At 55.0% G+C, this 14,382-nt stretch carries 8 protein-coding genes and 2 pseudogenes; 7 read left to right on the forward strand and 3 right to left on the reverse strand.

The annotated features are described in order from the left end of the window. A pseudogene (locus tag BUA39_RS16620) lies at positions 1-1,161 on the forward strand (Tn3 family transposase); the annotation flags it as partial. A 51-nt stretch (positions 1,162-1,212) separates the two neighbouring features. Here BUA39_RS16620 and BUA39_RS16490 read toward each other — a convergent pair. Next, positions 1,213-2,220, reverse strand: coding sequence for a LysR family transcriptional regulator (locus BUA39_RS16490; RefSeq protein WP_084605062.1), 1,008 nt, complete (start codon positions 2,218-2,220; stop codon positions 1,213-1,215). 53 nt (positions 2,221-2,273) lie between these two features. On the opposite strand from BUA39_RS16490, the gene BUA39_RS16495 reads away from it, so the two are divergent. The 3 genes from BUA39_RS16495 (at position 2,274) to BUA39_RS16505 (ending at position 6,961) form a co-directional block, all read left to right on the forward strand. Continuing rightward, positions 2,274-3,284 (forward strand): TAXI family TRAP transporter solute-binding subunit, encoded by a 1,011-nt coding sequence (locus BUA39_RS16495; RefSeq protein WP_072794330.1) that lies wholly within the window; start codon positions 2,274-2,276, stop codon positions 3,282-3,284. A 209-nt stretch (positions 3,285-3,493) separates the two neighbouring features. Continuing rightward, a complete protein-coding gene (locus tag BUA39_RS16500) occupies positions 3,494-5,710 on the forward strand; it encodes a TRAP transporter permease (protein ID WP_072794331.1) in 2,217 nt (738 codons plus the stop codon). Positions 5,711-5,713: 3 nt separating this feature from the next. Then, on the forward strand, positions 5,714-6,961 hold the full coding sequence (locus tag BUA39_RS16505) for an NAD(P)/FAD-dependent oxidoreductase (protein ID WP_072794332.1): 1,248 nt from the start codon (positions 5,714-5,716) through the stop codon (positions 6,959-6,961). A 401-nt stretch (positions 6,962-7,362) separates the two neighbouring features. On the opposite strand, the gene BUA39_RS16510 is transcribed toward BUA39_RS16505, so the two are convergent. Then, positions 7,363-8,163 (reverse strand): IclR family transcriptional regulator, encoded by an 801-nt coding sequence (locus tag BUA39_RS16510; RefSeq protein ID WP_072794333.1) that lies wholly within the window; start codon positions 8,161-8,163, stop codon positions 7,363-7,365. 121 nt (positions 8,164-8,284) lie between these two features. Here BUA39_RS16510 and BUA39_RS16515 point away from each other — a divergent pair, with 121 nt between their 5' ends. The 3 genes from BUA39_RS16515 to BUA39_RS16525 all read left to right on the forward strand — a co-directional run bounded on the left by BUA39_RS16515 (position 8,285) and on the right by BUA39_RS16525 (position 12,894). Beyond that, positions 8,285-10,144 carry a TRAP transporter permease gene (locus BUA39_RS16515; RefSeq protein ID WP_072794334.1) on the forward strand — a complete coding sequence of 620 codons (1,860 nt, stop codon included), beginning with the start codon at positions 8,285-8,287 and terminating at the stop codon, positions 10,142-10,144. A 20-nt stretch (positions 10,145-10,164) separates the two neighbouring features. Then, the gene (locus BUA39_RS16520; protein WP_072794335.1) at positions 10,165-11,190 is read left to right on the forward strand and encodes a TAXI family TRAP transporter solute-binding subunit; all 1,026 of its coding nucleotides are present in this window, start codon (positions 10,165-10,167) and stop codon (positions 11,188-11,190) included. A gap of 75 nt (positions 11,191-11,265) precedes the next feature. After that, complete coding sequence (locus BUA39_RS16525) at positions 11,266-12,894, forward strand: alkaline phosphatase family protein (protein WP_072794336.1); 1,629 nt, start codon at positions 11,266-11,268, stop codon at positions 12,892-12,894. A gap of 311 nt (positions 12,895-13,205) precedes the next feature. Here the strand turns inward: BUA39_RS16525 and BUA39_RS17020 are convergent. Next, positions 13,206-14,302, reverse strand: a pseudogene (locus BUA39_RS17020) (IS3 family transposase). Positions 14,303-14,382 lie beyond the last annotated feature (80 nt).

Consider the following 14,382-nt stretch of genomic DNA (forward strand, 5'->3'; position numbering starts at 1 on the left):
CCAATGAGAACACCTTCCGACGCAGCCGATCCCTTGTTCAAACTTCACAAACGTATTCCAGATACGCGGATCACCGACACCATGCGAGAGATAAACGAAGCGACCCGATTCACTGATGCGTTCACCCATTTGCGCTCCGGTGTACCAACGAAAGACAATATCGGCCTGATGAATGTGCCATTGGCCGAGGGTCGGAACCTCGGGCTGAGCAAGATGGCTGAAGCCAGTAATTCCCACGATTTCCGGTAACTTATGCGTATTTCCCGCTGGCACATTGAAAGCGATGCATATGGCCGAGCGCTAGCCAGCGTTGTGGACACCCAAAGCGATCTTCCGATTGCGCGGTTTTGAGGTATGGGTCTTACGGCATCGAGCGGCGGACGGTTTTTCTCTACTTTCCGCCAGCGCGAAGCTATGAATCTGATCAATGCAAAATATGGAAACGAACCGGGCTTGAAAGCCTATACCCGTGTTTCCGATCAGTTCACGCCCTTTGCATCTCTAACCATTCCCGCCTCCGTCAGCGAGGCACGTTACATATTGGATGGATTGCTGAACAGCGACGTGGGTAGGCGGACCGAAGAACAATATGCCGACACGGACGGGTTCACAGACCATGTATTTGCCGTGACTTCGATCCTTGTTCACCGGTTTATCAAACGCATTAGGGCCTTGCCATCAAAACAGTTCTACGTTTTTGTACCCGGCACCACGCCGTCCCACCTGAAAGGGATGGTTGGTGGCAAAATACGGGAAGGGTTGATTGCCTCAAACCGGCCCGAAATATTGCGGATCGCCGCGACCATGCCCGCAGGAACCATCGCGCCACGCCAGATCCTGCGAAAACTAGCGTCAAATCCGCGTCAGAATGATCTCGCCGTCGCCTTGCGTGAGGTCGGACGGGTCGAACGCACTTTGTTCATGATGGATTGGGCGCTGAACACCGACATGCAGCGCCGGGTGCAAATCGGGCTGAACAAGGGCGAGGCACACCACGCATTGAAGAATGCGCTCAGGATCGGACGTCAGGGCGAGATCAGGGATCGAACCGTTTAAAGCAAGCACTACCGAATGGCCGCTTTCAATTTGTTGGCCGCCATCGTGATTTACTGGCATACGGCTCGTGTGGGGAATCTGTCGTGCAGCGCTAGGATGCCGGGTTGCCTGTTCCACCGAAGAACAATTCGGTTGGCCGCTCGGATAAAAGGGAATCTACTCTCGCGACAAATTTGATATTTCTTGTAGAATTCGCGCTAAGTGATCACGCCAGCCACTTACCAAAGCCTCGGCTGTACGTGAGATCGGACGGTATCGTGGTGTCAGGATAGCGTAGCAATACGGAATGTCTTCAACAAGAGGACGGAAAACAATCGCATCGTTTCCGCTCTGCATTTTGATTTGAGTAAACGCTGAAATAGGATCACTGATGACGCAGCAAAGACCTTCTTGAACAAATTGCATCAAGGGTAACACGATTTGACTATCGACTTGCTGCACGAATTTAGCGTCGTGTTGAGCGAACGTGTCTCTGACACGCTCAAACAATGGGTGGCCTACTTGTAAAGTTCCCTGAGGGACTCCGTCTAAGTCTTTTACAGACACATGCTGTTTGCGCGCGAGTGGATGGCTCGTAGGAATAGCGCAGAGGCAATTAGCGGTGACCTTCTCTTCGGAATACAGCGCATTGGGTTCCGCGGTTTCAATCGCATCTGCAAATCCAAAGTCTAGGGTCTGTGCACCCACCATTTCGCGGATTTGCTGCGTGGATCTAGATGACAGTGAGACCTTTATATCGGCATTTTTCTTAATGGCTTGCGCCACAAATTCTGGAAACACCAGAGTGGAGGGACCAGGCATCGCTGCGACATTCAAAGCACCGCTTTGGCCTTGGGCAAGGCTTTTCATTGTGCCTTTGACGGCATTGAGCCGGTTCAGAAATTCTTGGGCCTCAACGTAAAGATACTGTGCTTCAGGAACAGCATGCAGACTATGTCCGTCACGGAGAAATAGTTTTAGATCCAAGAGGTCTTCGAGGCTTTTGATCGAAAGGCTAATCGCTGGCTGAGTGCGGCCTAGGTTACGGGCGGCCTGAGAAACCGAGCCGGTTTTCATGACCTCGCAAAAGGCGTTGAGTTGTTGAAAGTTCATACCAAAGCATAAGCTGTATTTATTAAATTGCAAGAAGTTGAAATTTGCAATTATGTTTTGTCGTTTTAGCATAAAGCTATGGATCGAAGAATCCGCGTAACTCTAAATCAACAGGGAACTAACATATGAAAAAGTTCACAAAGATCGTTGGTGCGCTGCTGGCCGCATCACTGATGGCAGGCGCTGCATTCGCTCAAAGCCCAACATTCTTCCGCATCGGCACCGGTGGTGCTGGTGGTACATACTTCCCAATCGGCGGCATCATTGCGAACGGTATCTCTTCTCCTCCAGGCTCTCGCGCCTGTGATGAAGGCGGCCAATGTGGTGTTCCGGGCCTGATCGCGATCGCCCAGTCCACAACCGCATCTGTTTTCAACAACGCAGCTGTTCAAAATGGCGAGTTGGAAGCTGGTCTGGCTGGCGCTTACTCCACACGTGACATGTATCTGGGCCAAGGCAAGTTCGAAGGTAAACCACACCCGAACCTGCGTATCATCGCAAACCTATACCCAGAAGATCTGCACCTTGTGATGGCCAAAGGCACCAAGATCAACGATCTCAGTGATCTTGCAGGCAAGCGTGTTGGTATCGCGCAGGCTGGTTCCGGTACACAGGTTGCCGTTGAGAAAATGCTTGCACTTTGGGGCCTGGATCGTGATGACTACGATGAAGCAGAGCTGAATCAATCCCAATCTGCTGAACGTCTGGCTGACGGTCAGCTCGACGCTTACTTCTATGCCGCAGGCTGGCCTGTTGCTGCGATGGTACAGCTGGCATCCACCAAAGGTATGGAACTGCACAGCTTCACTGACGACGACATGGCGAAAATCAACGCCGAAGTTCCAGCTTACATCCCATCCGGCATTCCTGCTGGCGTTTACGAAGGTGTTGACTACGACGTGAAAACCCCTGCGGTTTCCGCGATGCTGGTTGTGTCCTCTGAGCTCGACGAAGAGCTGGTCTACGGTATCACCAAAGCTTTGTGGAACAACAACACGCGTAAGCTGTTGGACAACGGCCATGCGAAAGGCAAGCAGATCACGCCCGATACCGCGCTTGACGGTGTGGAAGCACTTGGGGTCCCTCTTCATCCAGGTGCTGAGAGATACTACCGTGAAGCAGGTCTTTTGAAATAGGTTCTCCTGGTTTCAGAAATAGCTTGGGCGGCAGGTCCTATGACTTGTCGCCCGAATTTTTCGGCACATTGGGCCTGCGGCCCGGTGATACCTTCCGGTTTAAATAGCCGAATGCTCGGCTTACAGATGAACCCACCAAGCTCCATGCGAATTGCTTCCACTTTGAGCGTCGCAATGTTGAAGCCTTTGGTGGCAGAAAGTGACAAGTCATGAGTGACACCTCACAAAATACCGAAGTACAAGAGCTGACGGCTGAAGAGCTAGAAGCTATTGAAAAGAAGTATGATGAAGGCGCTGCAACGCGCCAGGTAAGCCCGGGTTTGGCAAAGGTTTTGCGATTTGTCGCGTTGTCTTTTGCGATATACCATTACCTGACAGCGGGCTTTTCGCTGCCGCCTGATCATTGGCACATGGGCTGGCACCTTGCTGGTCTTTTTATCCTGACCTATGCGCTGTTCCCGATGGTGAAGACGCCAACGTCCTTTGATCTGAAAACCGGATCATTGCGACTTGGAGGTGTCCCGTATCTGGATGTGATCCTGATGATCCTAGGTGTTTCATCAGCCCTGTATCTGGGTCTTGCGTGGCGCGGTATCCCGTTCTTGGGCATCGAGGAACAGACGTTCCGGATGGGTGCGCCCAACCAATACGACATGTTCTTCGGCTGTGTGCTGATCCTGCTGGTGCTGGATATTGCGCGTCGGACCCTGGGATGGGTTCTGCCCATGATTATCTGCGTTTTCATGGCGTACGCTCTGTTTGGGCCAATCTTCCCAGGCATTCTCCAACACCCTGGCGTGAAGTTCCGCACCTTTGTGTCGTCAATGTATTTTCCCCAGGAAGGCATCTTCGGTGTTACACTGTGGGTCGTTTCGACAATCGTTTTCCACTTCGTTCTGTTTGGTGTGATTGCGCAACGTACTGGTCTCGGCGAGCTGTTTATCGACAACGCCACCATCCTGGCAGGTCGCTACACAGGTGGTCCCGCCAAGGTATCCGTGGTGTCCTCTGCCTTCTTTGGCACGATCTCAGGTTCATCGGTAGCCAACACAGTTTCGACTGGCGCGCTGACCATCCCAAATATGAAACGATTGGGCTATCCGGGCCACTTTGCCGGGGGTGTTGAAGCCGCCGCATCAGCGGGGGGACAAATAACGCCACCCATCATGGGAGCCGCGGCCTTCATCATGGCTGAGTTCCTTGAGTTGCCTTACACAACGATCATCATTGCTGCGATCTTCCCTGCTATTTTGCACTACGTCGGAGTCTTCGCTGTCGTTCACCTGATGGCACGTCGCCTGAAGTTGAAAGGCCTTGGGACAGACATGCTACCGAAATTCAAAGCTGTCTGGAGAGAGGGTTGGGCCAATATCGTTCCATTGATGGGGCTCTTGATCGTGCTGTTTAACGGCTACACGCCGTTTATGTCGGCGTTCTGCGGAATCTCACTGTCGATCATTGCAGGGATGTCGCGCCGTCGTGAACCGATCACATTGATCTATTCCGCCGCCTTCATAGCCTTTGCGCTTTGGAAGTTCAGTAATGGCGGCTTTGGACCGATCATCACGGCCTTGTTGGTGCTAGGTGCGGCGATCGCCACGTTCAATCCACAAAAACGCATCACGCTGAGCGAAATGGCAGAGACCTTTGAAACCGGAGTGAAATATGCACTGGCAGTGGGTGCTGCGTCTGCAGCTGTCGGCATCGTTGTTGGTGTAATCAACACCACCGGCATCGGTTTCCGCATCGGCTTTATGGTGACACAGGGTGCATCGAGCTTAGGTTCGGATATCTATAACCTGTTTAGCCTGACAGGATTTGAATTCTTTGCCATCGAAGATCTGACGCTGTTTATTAGCCTCGTTTTCATTGCTCTCGCTTGTATCCTGATGGGCGCAGGTATTCCGACCACAGCACTTTACATCATGTTGGTCTCCGTGGCGCAACCTGCACTTGCGCAATTGGGTGTTCCTCCGATCGCAAGCCACATGTTTGTACTGTATTACGGTGTTGTCGCTGAAATCACGCCGCCGGTCTGTACCTCAGCCTATGCCGCGGCCGCGATTGCCAACTCCAATCCATTCCGGACAGGCATTTCTGCCTTTACTTTGGGCTTGGGGAAAGTTGTTGCACCGATGGCCTTCGTCTATGCGCCTGTTCTGCTGATTGTGTCTTCAACAGGCTTTGATCTGTGGGAATTTACCTATGCTGCCGCCAGCTGTATTGCAGGTGTAATCGCACTATCAGCTTCGGTCGTAGGCTACTGGCTTGCACCTTTGGGGCGGATCTACCGGATCCTACTAGCCATTGCAGGTATCGTGTTCATAGCGCCAAGTCTGCAGGCAGACCTAGCCGCCCTTTTGATCGCAAGCCCTGCAGTTATCACCCAAGTCATAACTCGCCGTAAAGAGGGGGCACCGGCCTAGAAAATGACTGAAACAGTCACAGTCGTTGGAGCAGGGTTGGTTGGCATTTGCACCGCCCTGTCCCTTGCCGAGCGGAATTTCACAGTTCGTATTATTGATAAGGATGCGCCCGCGCAGGGCGCAACCTATGGCAACGCGGGCATTATTTCTCCTTGGTCCGTCCTACCACAAGCCGTACCCGGTATTTGGAAATCAATTCCTGGTCTTATGCTTGGGCGTCACCAGGTTCTTAAAGCTCGGGTCAATCAGTTCCCAAAACTCATACCGTGGGGTATCAGTTTTTTGCGCAACACAAGCCCTAGCAAGGTCGAAAGGGTTTCAGAGGCGATGTCACTTCTGTGTAACCCTTCAATCGAACTTTATCGCCGCCACCTGAAAGGCACCGACCATGAGGACTTTCTTGCAGACTCTTGGTACGTCCACGCCTTTCGCAGTGAAACCAAAGCGAGACGTTGGGACAAGACGGCAATCGATTACAGCATGCGCCGAAAATTTGGCGCAGAGATTGAATTTGTAGCCGATAAGGAATTGCATGAAATCGAGCCTGCTTTGGGCCCGGAATTCAAAGCGGCGGTTCTGATTAAGAATCAAGCACGCGCGCGTTCTCCGGAAAAAATAGCTTTGGCCTTGCTTAATAAAGCCCAAAAGCTGGGCGTGACCTTTGAGCGGGGCGAAATGCAGGCTTTGTACCAAACCGGAGACGGTTGGGTTGTTCAATGCAAAGACCGTCAATTTTCTTCGCAAAAGTTGGTCCTTGCGACAGGTGCGTGGAGCGCCAAGCTATTGAGGCCATTGGGGATAAGCCTTCCGCTGTTGGCAGAACGTGGGTATCACGTTGACTTTAAGAATCCGGGTGTATCGATCCAAAATTCGGTAATGGACATTGATGCCAAAGTAGTTGCTTCATCAATGTCCGGTGGCTTACGTCTCGCAGGTGCCTCCGAGTTTTGTAGAATTGACGCACAACCCGACGCCAATCGGCAGGCTCTAATGACAAGGCAGGCAAAAGCGATCGCGCCGGAGCTTAATACATCCACTGTTTCCTTCTGGCACGGACATCGGCCATCCTTCCCAGATAGTCTCCCGATGGTTGGTGAATTCAATTCCCATCCCAACCTTTTCGCGTCTTTCGGACATTCACACTATGGGCTCATGATGGCGCCAAAATCCGGCGAAATTCTAGCAGACTTACTGGAGGGTCGAACTCATAACATGGATGTTTCTGCATTTCGGACAAATCGTTTTGAATAAATATCAGAGGTTCTTTTGTAGTTTGGTTGCTATATCGTCTTCTCAAAATGCGAACGCTAGAGGCGGACCAGTTGAGCGGAGGGATCAGTGGCCAACCCTTCTCGAAATAGGCTATATTATACGTGAACATATTTGCTACGGCATTTCCATCCAATCATTCATTCTGATCCGAACGACAGTAATTTTTTGTTCCAATAAAATGGATGTTTTGTGGGCTGTGCCAGAGGTATCCTTAGATACTCTTCCACTATTTAGAAAGAGACCGTCAGCGTAACTGGCCAAAGTATATTACCCCGCACAGCGGACCTTTGTTCGTGTCTTAGCATTGAGCAGATTGGGCTCTTTCGTTGAACCCGCGGCGCCGTGTGCGAATGGCGGCTTTGCTAAAATCCCTTAGAGAGTCAGTTCGCCTCCTTCCGCAAAGGACCCCAAGGTGCAAAATGCTCGCCGATGGCCTTTGCGGTCGCGGTGAGCCGCCCCAGGTGTGCCTGAGCCACGTCGTCAACGCTGCGTCTCTCGGCCAGCCAGACAAGGCTCAACGCCCCCACAGCCTGATCACCAGAGCGAACCGCGACCCCGATGGCGCTCGGGATACCGCCATAATCCACCGCTCGGCCCCAATACCCCGGCTCGCGGCGGGCAAAGCCCCGCGTGCGGATGTCCTTCAGCTTGGACGGTAGCTGCAAAGCCGCCGCGCGATCTTTGCCCATAGTATTGGCTGTCAGAGTGTCCGAAAATTCCATGAGTTCCTTCGGCTGCAGAGCCGACAGGAAGGCACCGCCCAATGCCGATCTGAAAGGGGAGGGGCGATACCCGATGCAATCGGGGAAAATACCATGCTTGCTGTACTGCCGCGTCGTATCAACGATTTCGACACGCCCGTTCCCGATGGCTGCCGCCAAATCGACGCCTAGGCCGGTTTCTTCGGAGATATCCATGATCTGCGCAGTTCCGGCTTCGACAAGCGCATCAATCGAATCGGGCGCGCTGCAAAGTTGTGGAAATCCCGATCCGATGCGGTAGCGGCTGTCGCTGCGACTCTGCGTGAGCCATCTTTGACCAAGCAATGTCGCGCAGATTCTCAGGATTGTTGGCTTTGGCAAACCGGTCTGATCGGCCAAAAAAGCTAATGAACACACGCCGCTATCTGAGACAACTTCGAGTATTTTCATACTGCGTTCAACAGAGCGATTGGTTTTCATCGTGCGTTCCACCTGGTGAAACTCATGTTCGACCGTATCTTACTGAATGTCTAGTTTAATCGGAACTTGCGCTTTGATCCGGTGGGGAGCAGGGCCGACGCATTTCGAGGAGGAGGGAACAATGCAGGACGTGCTGTCAAAATCCGCCACCGGACTGAACCTGGTTCTGTGTGCCCTGGTCATCGCCGTCGTCTTCTACGTCTCGGTGTTTGGTGTCTTCAGCGAGTCTTATCTTCGGGTGGGTATGCTTCTGGTTGGTGGTCTGCTGATCCTGCTGGCGCAAATCGAAGTCAGCCAAAGTCTGATTGGGAAGCTCTTGGCGCTCATCACGGCAGCGTTTCTGGGTGTCGCCGTCTATCAATACTTCCGAGCGGCAGCGGAGATTGAAACCGGTCTTTATTTCCTGACTTCATCCGACATCTGGCTTGGGACGCTGGGATTGATCGCCGTGATCGAACTAACGCGTCGGTCCGTTGGTATGGTCATGGCCTGTGTAGCGGCTTTTGTTCTTATCTATGGTGCGTTGGGACAGCATGCCCCAGGTTTCATGCGCCATGCGGGCATGACGGCCGAAGAGTTGATCCAAGTGCTTTGGTATTCTTTCGATGGTGTTTTCGGACGCCCAATGGCGACGGTAGTGTCGACCATCCTGATCTTCATTATCTTTGGCGCCATCCTGGAATTCCTGACCATCGACAAGGTGTTGGTCAAACTCGCTCTTGCCGCCACGGGCCGGGTCCGATCTGGCCCTGCTGCCGCTGCCACGATTGCCAGCGGTCTGTTCGGCACGATCTCCGGCAGCGCCGTCGCGAACGTGGTCGGCACCGGTGTCATCACCATCCCGCTGATCAAGAAGCGCGGATTCAAAGCGCATTTCGCCGGCGCAGTTGAGGCTGCCGCCTCCAGCGGCGGGCAGATAACGCCACCCATCATGGGCGCGGTTGCCTTCATCATGGCCGATGTAACCGGCCAACCCTACCTGGCAATCTGTGTCGCCGCCGCCGTACCCGCCATCCTGTATTACGCCGGCCTGTTCATGGCGGCGTCCAGTGCTGCTCGCGATATGGACCTAGACATATCTGAACAGCCCAAGCTGAGCTTTGACTGGCGCGAGGTCGCCAAGATCATCGTGTTCATGCTGTCGCTGACGGCCATTGTTGTGGCCATGGTCGGCGGATCGTCCCCAGCCTATGCCGGTTTCATTGGCGTTGCCTTTGCCACCGTGTTCGGTTTTGCCTTGAGACCGTCGCTTCTGACAGACACCGCTTCATGGCTCAAGTTCATCCGCTCGGCGGGCATGATCTCCGCGCAATTGGTGGTGATCGTGAGCGCAGTCGGCATCATCATCGGCATTCTGAACCTGACGGGCGTTGGCCTGCGGTTTGCCTCCCTCGTGGGCAGCTATGCGGACGGACAGTTGGCGGTCTCGCTGCTACTCATGGCACTGGCCTGTTTGCTTCTCGGCATGGGGATGCCGACGGTTCCGGCCTACCTCATCATTGTTCTAGTCATGGGCCCTGCGCTGCAAAAACTAGGCGTGCCGATCATCCATACGCATATGTTCGTGCTGTACTTTGGCGTTCTGTCTGCGGTGACTCCACCCGTTGCGCTTGCTGCATTTGCCGCCGCTCCCATTGCCGAGGCCGGTGCAATGCGCACGGCGGTCGAGGCCTCCCGGCTGGCGCTACCCGGTTTCGTGATCCCGTTTGCGTTCATCTACCAGCCCGCAATGTTGCTGGGCACCGGATACCCACTGGTGGAATCCGCGCAGTCGATCCTGTTCGTGGCCCTCGCCGTGCTGCACATCTCGCGTGCGTGCTACCCGGCAAAAGGCAAGGCGCGCTATGCACCGATCGGGCTGACGCTGGCCTTTGCGCTGCTGTTCATGGGACCGCTTGTGGCCTGGGGCGCTGCTGTCGCCACCATCGCGATGTGGTCCGTCGTCAAATTCGGCACCGTCATTTTGCCTGAAAAATCTTAAATCCAGAGGAGGAAAACACCATGACAACCCTAACCCGCCGTTCGCTTTTGGGAACCGCCGCAAGTGCCGCTACCATCGCGGCTCTGCCCCGCGCGGCCTTCGCCAAGGAACTGCTGCGTATGTCCACACTTGGTCCGGGCACCAGCCCCAACCTTGTGATGACGACATTCGCCAACATAGTAAACGGTGCCTTGCCAGACTACGAGATCCAGTTGAACGCAACCGGGGCCGCCACACGCCACGTTCTCGAAGTGGCCATGGGCCGCAGCGACTTCTGCATGTCCTCGCCGGTTATCCACGCGTTGATGCGCCGTCAGGCGGCGATGTATGAAAAGATCGAACAGGCCCCTGAACTGGTCAAGAATCTGCGCACGCTGTTGAACTTCCCGATGGGCGTCTATCACATCGCCGTCTACGGGGATTCCGGCATCACCTCCATGGACCAGATCGCAGACAAACGCGTCTTCCTAGGCCCTCCCGGCGGTGCGGCCTTCACCACAATGGCGCGTCTGTTCAAAGCTGTCGCCGGTCTTGAAGAAGGCACCGATTACGAAGCCGTGACCCTTGGGTGGGACGCGGCCGCCGCAGCGTTCCAAGACGGCAACATCGACGTCTATTGCAATCCGACCAACGCGCCCAGCCCGGCGTTGACCCAGATCGCAGTGACCAACGAGATCCGCTTCCTCGGCATTCCCGCCGACAAGCTTGAGACCGAGGGCGTGCAGGCGCTTGTTGGTCGCCCGGGTTTTAGCGCCGCAACTCTGCCCGCCGGCATCTATGGTGGCAACCAGCTGAACGAAGGCGATGTCACAACCCTTGGCGTGACTGTTGGGATCGTGACCAACCAAAACGCTGACGAAGACATGATCTATGAGATGACAAAGGCATTCTATGCCGGCGTCGCAGAGGCCGGAGATACATCGCCATGGTTGCGTGCGATCACACCCGAAGGTGCCGTGCAGGACATCAACCTCGCCCTACACCCGGGGGCCCTGCGCGCCCTGACAGAGCTTGGTGTCGATATCCCCGAAGCCGCCAGAGGCTAATAAAACAGGCCGGGGCTATTGCAAGCCCCGGCTGCATTGCCAATCCCAATTGATAGACTGATCCCGGATCCTTCCATGCCTAAAAACGTCCTATTTATCATGTGTGATCAACTTCGGTGGGATTATCTGTCCTGCGCCGGCCACCCCGGCCTCGACACACCTCATATCGATGCTTTGGCCGAGCGCGGCGTCCGGTTCGATCGCGCTTACGTCCAGTCGCCCATTTGCGGCCCGTCGCGGATGTCCTTTTACACCGGGCGCTATGTCAGCTCGCATGGATCGACATGGAACAGCATCCCCTTGAAGGTGGGCGAAATGACATTGGGCGATCATTTGCGCCCCCTTGGCGTGCGTACCGTTCTTTGTGGCAAGACACATATGGTCGCCGATGCCGAAGGGATGAAACGCCTCGGCCTTGCGCCCGACAGCACCATCGGGGCGCTGGTATCGGAGTGCGGGTTTGAACCCTATGAGCGCGATGACGGGCTGCACCCCAACACCAGCTATGGCAAGCGTAATGAGAATTACGATGCCTATATGAAGTCGCGCGGCTGGGACGACGAAAATCCTTGGGATAGTGTGACAAACAGCGGTGAGGATGAAGAAGGCAATATCCTCAGCGGTTGGTTTTTAGACAATTCCGACCTCAAGGCCCGAGCGGCCAGCGAGGAAAGCGAAACCCCCTACATCACCCGCCGCGCAATGGACTTCATCGAGGAGGCCGGAGGCGCACCCTGGTGCCTGCATCTGAGCTTCATCAAGCCCCATTGGCCCTACATCGTGCCTGCACCCTATCACGATATGTACCCGCCCGAGACGCACGCTCCGGTGCTGCGCAGTGAAGTCGAGCAGGACAACCCGCATCCGGTCTTTGGCGCTTTCATGCAGGAGCGCGTCTCCAAAGCCTTCACCAATGAGACCACGCGTGCCAAGGTCATCGGCGCCTATATGGGCCTGATCAAGCAGATCGATGACCAGATGGGTGTGCTGATGGCGTATCTGGACGCCAAGGGTTTGACGGACGAGACGATGATCGTCTTCACCTCGGATCACGGCGATTATCTGGGCGATCACTGGCTCGGTGAAAAGGAGCTGTACCACGATCCATCGGCCCGCATCCCGCTCATCGTGGTAGACCCAAGCCCCGTGGCGGACGCCACCCGCGGCACCGTCTCGGGCGCGCTTGTCGAGGCCGTTGATTTGACTCCGACTTTCCTCGACTATTTCGGCGGCGCGGAAGTGCCCCACATCATTGAGGGTAAATCGCTCTTGCCACTCCTGCATGGCAAACAGGACACCCTGAGGGACTTCGTCGTATCAGAATACGACTACTCTTTTCGCCAGGTGCGCCGCCGTCTTGGGGTCAGTGTGGCCGATGCCCGGCTGACGATGTTGTTTGACGGGCGCTGGAAGTATGTTTTTGCCGAGGGCTTCCGCTCGATGCTGTTCGATCTGGAAACCGACCCGGACGAATTCCGGGATTTGGGCGGCGATCCCGACTATGCAACCGAATGTGACCGCTTGCAGGCACTGTTCTTCCAATGGACCCGGCGCATCAGCCAGCGCACCACCATGTCTGATGCCGAGGTTGAGCGGCGCGGGCAGGATCTAAATGAAGCCAAGGCAGGTATCATCATCGGATTCCCAACGGAAGCTGATCTTCAAGCCGCGCTCGAAGAGAATGCAAAGCGCTCGCAAAGCTGACCGCATCCACCCGCACGGCCTGAGTCGCCGGCTGGGAGATCCAAATACACTACAGGCTTAAAGCGCTGACGTCAGACACATCGAGCTGCATCGAGATGTAGGGGTTGCCACTGGTATTGCCGGTCTCGTTTCAGGCCGTGCCAATGCGCACCTTGCGGTCGGACTTGTTGATCGCCGTGACGTCATAATCCGGGCTGCGTTCGGAAGATCCTCCCCCACTGAAGTGGTCCGCCGCTATGTTTAGGAAACGGAGGACTGAGCCGCTCCCCTTGTTCGGACCACCCGGCTAGAGATTTTCCAGGGGTTGGGGCTCAGGGTGCTTGTTGCGTTTCTGAGCCATTCATCAGCGAGATCGGCGGGTTGTTTCCGATTGCGCTGTGAGGACGCACTTAGTAGTAGTCCCTACGCCACTCCTCCATTTTTGACCGGGCGTGGTCAAGGCTCATGAATCAGTGCGGGTTCAGACATTCTGCTCGGAACTTGCCGTTGAAGCTTTCGATGAAGGCGTTATCTGTCGGTTTGCCTGGCCGAGAGAAGTCCAGAACGACGCCACGCTGGTAGGCCCAAAGATCCAGGTCACGCGAGACGAACTCCGATCCCTGATCGACACGAATGGACTTGGGATCCGACCTTGCCGCATATTCGCTCAAGCATCTGGACAACATCTTCGCCTCGGTAGCTGAACCTCGGATCAGTCGCAGGCGAGAACCGCGAGAAGGTGTCCACGATGGTCAGCACGCGGATTTTGCGGCCTGTGACCAGTTGATCGTGCACAAAGTCCATTGCCCAAGTCTCATTGCTTTGAGTTGCTTCCACACGATCCTCCCGGAGCTTGGCTTTGACCCGGCGTTTCGGCGTTTTGTTCCGCAGTTGCCGGCCCATTTCGTTGTAGAGACGTAGACACGCTTGGCATTCACCAGCCACCCTTCGCGCCCCAACAGGACGTGGGTGCGCCTGTAGCCATAGCGCACAAACGTCTCTGAAATCTCTTTGATACGGTTTTTGAGTTCGGCCTGCTCGTCGCCGTGTGCCTTGTAATGGTAGGTCGAGCGATGTGCCCGCAACACGCCACAGGCACGCCGGATGCTGACGCCCCAAACGGCGCGGAGATCATCGACCAGTTCTCGGCGACGGGCAGGACTCAGAGCTTTCGTTTGATAACGTCCTGCAACACTGCCTTATCCAAAGAAAGGTCAGCCACCAGACGCTTCAACCCCGGGTTCTCCTCATCCAACATCTTGAGACGTTTCATCTCAGAAGACATCAGCCCGCCATACTACTTGCGCCAGTTATAAAACGTGGCTTCCGCAATCCCGGTCTTGCGGCAAACCTCAGCAATGCTCGTGCCCTCCTCGACTTGCTTCAACACAAACGCGATTTGCGCTTCCGTAAACTTGCTCTTCTTCATGGAACTCTCCTTCTCCCACTCTCGGGATCATAATTGAAAAATTCCAGCTCAGAACGGTCCAGATTGCGGGCAGCAGGTCA

Source organism: Cognatishimia maritima (assembly GCF_900129685.1).
GTDB classification, from domain to species: Bacteria; Pseudomonadota; Alphaproteobacteria; order Rhodobacterales; family Rhodobacteraceae; genus Cognatishimia; species Cognatishimia maritima.

Coding starts and splice junctions, on each gene's coding strand:
- BUA39_RS16515 (WP_072794334.1), top strand. CDS start 8,285: ATGCAGGACGTGCTGTCAAAATCCGCCACCGGACTGAACCTGGTTCTG.
- BUA39_RS16505 (WP_072794332.1), top strand. CDS start 5,714: ATGACTGAAACAGTCACAGTCGTTGGAGCAGGGTTGGTTGGCATTTGC.
- BUA39_RS16490 (WP_084605062.1), bottom strand. CDS start 2,220: ATGCTAAAACGACAAAACATAATTGCAAATTTCAACTTCTTGCAATTT.
- BUA39_RS16500 (WP_072794331.1), top strand. CDS start 3,494: ATGAGTGACACCTCACAAAATACCGAAGTACAAGAGCTGACGGCTGAA.
- BUA39_RS16525 (WP_072794336.1), top strand. CDS start 11,266: ATGCCTAAAAACGTCCTATTTATCATGTGTGATCAACTTCGGTGGGAT.
- BUA39_RS16495 (WP_072794330.1), top strand. CDS start 2,274: ATGAAAAAGTTCACAAAGATCGTTGGTGCGCTGCTGGCCGCATCACTG.
- BUA39_RS16520 (WP_072794335.1), top strand. CDS start 10,165: ATGACAACCCTAACCCGCCGTTCGCTTTTGGGAACCGCCGCAAGTGCC.
- BUA39_RS16510 (WP_072794333.1), bottom strand. CDS start 8,163: ATGAAAACCAATCGCTCTGTTGAACGCAGTATGAAAATACTCGAAGTT.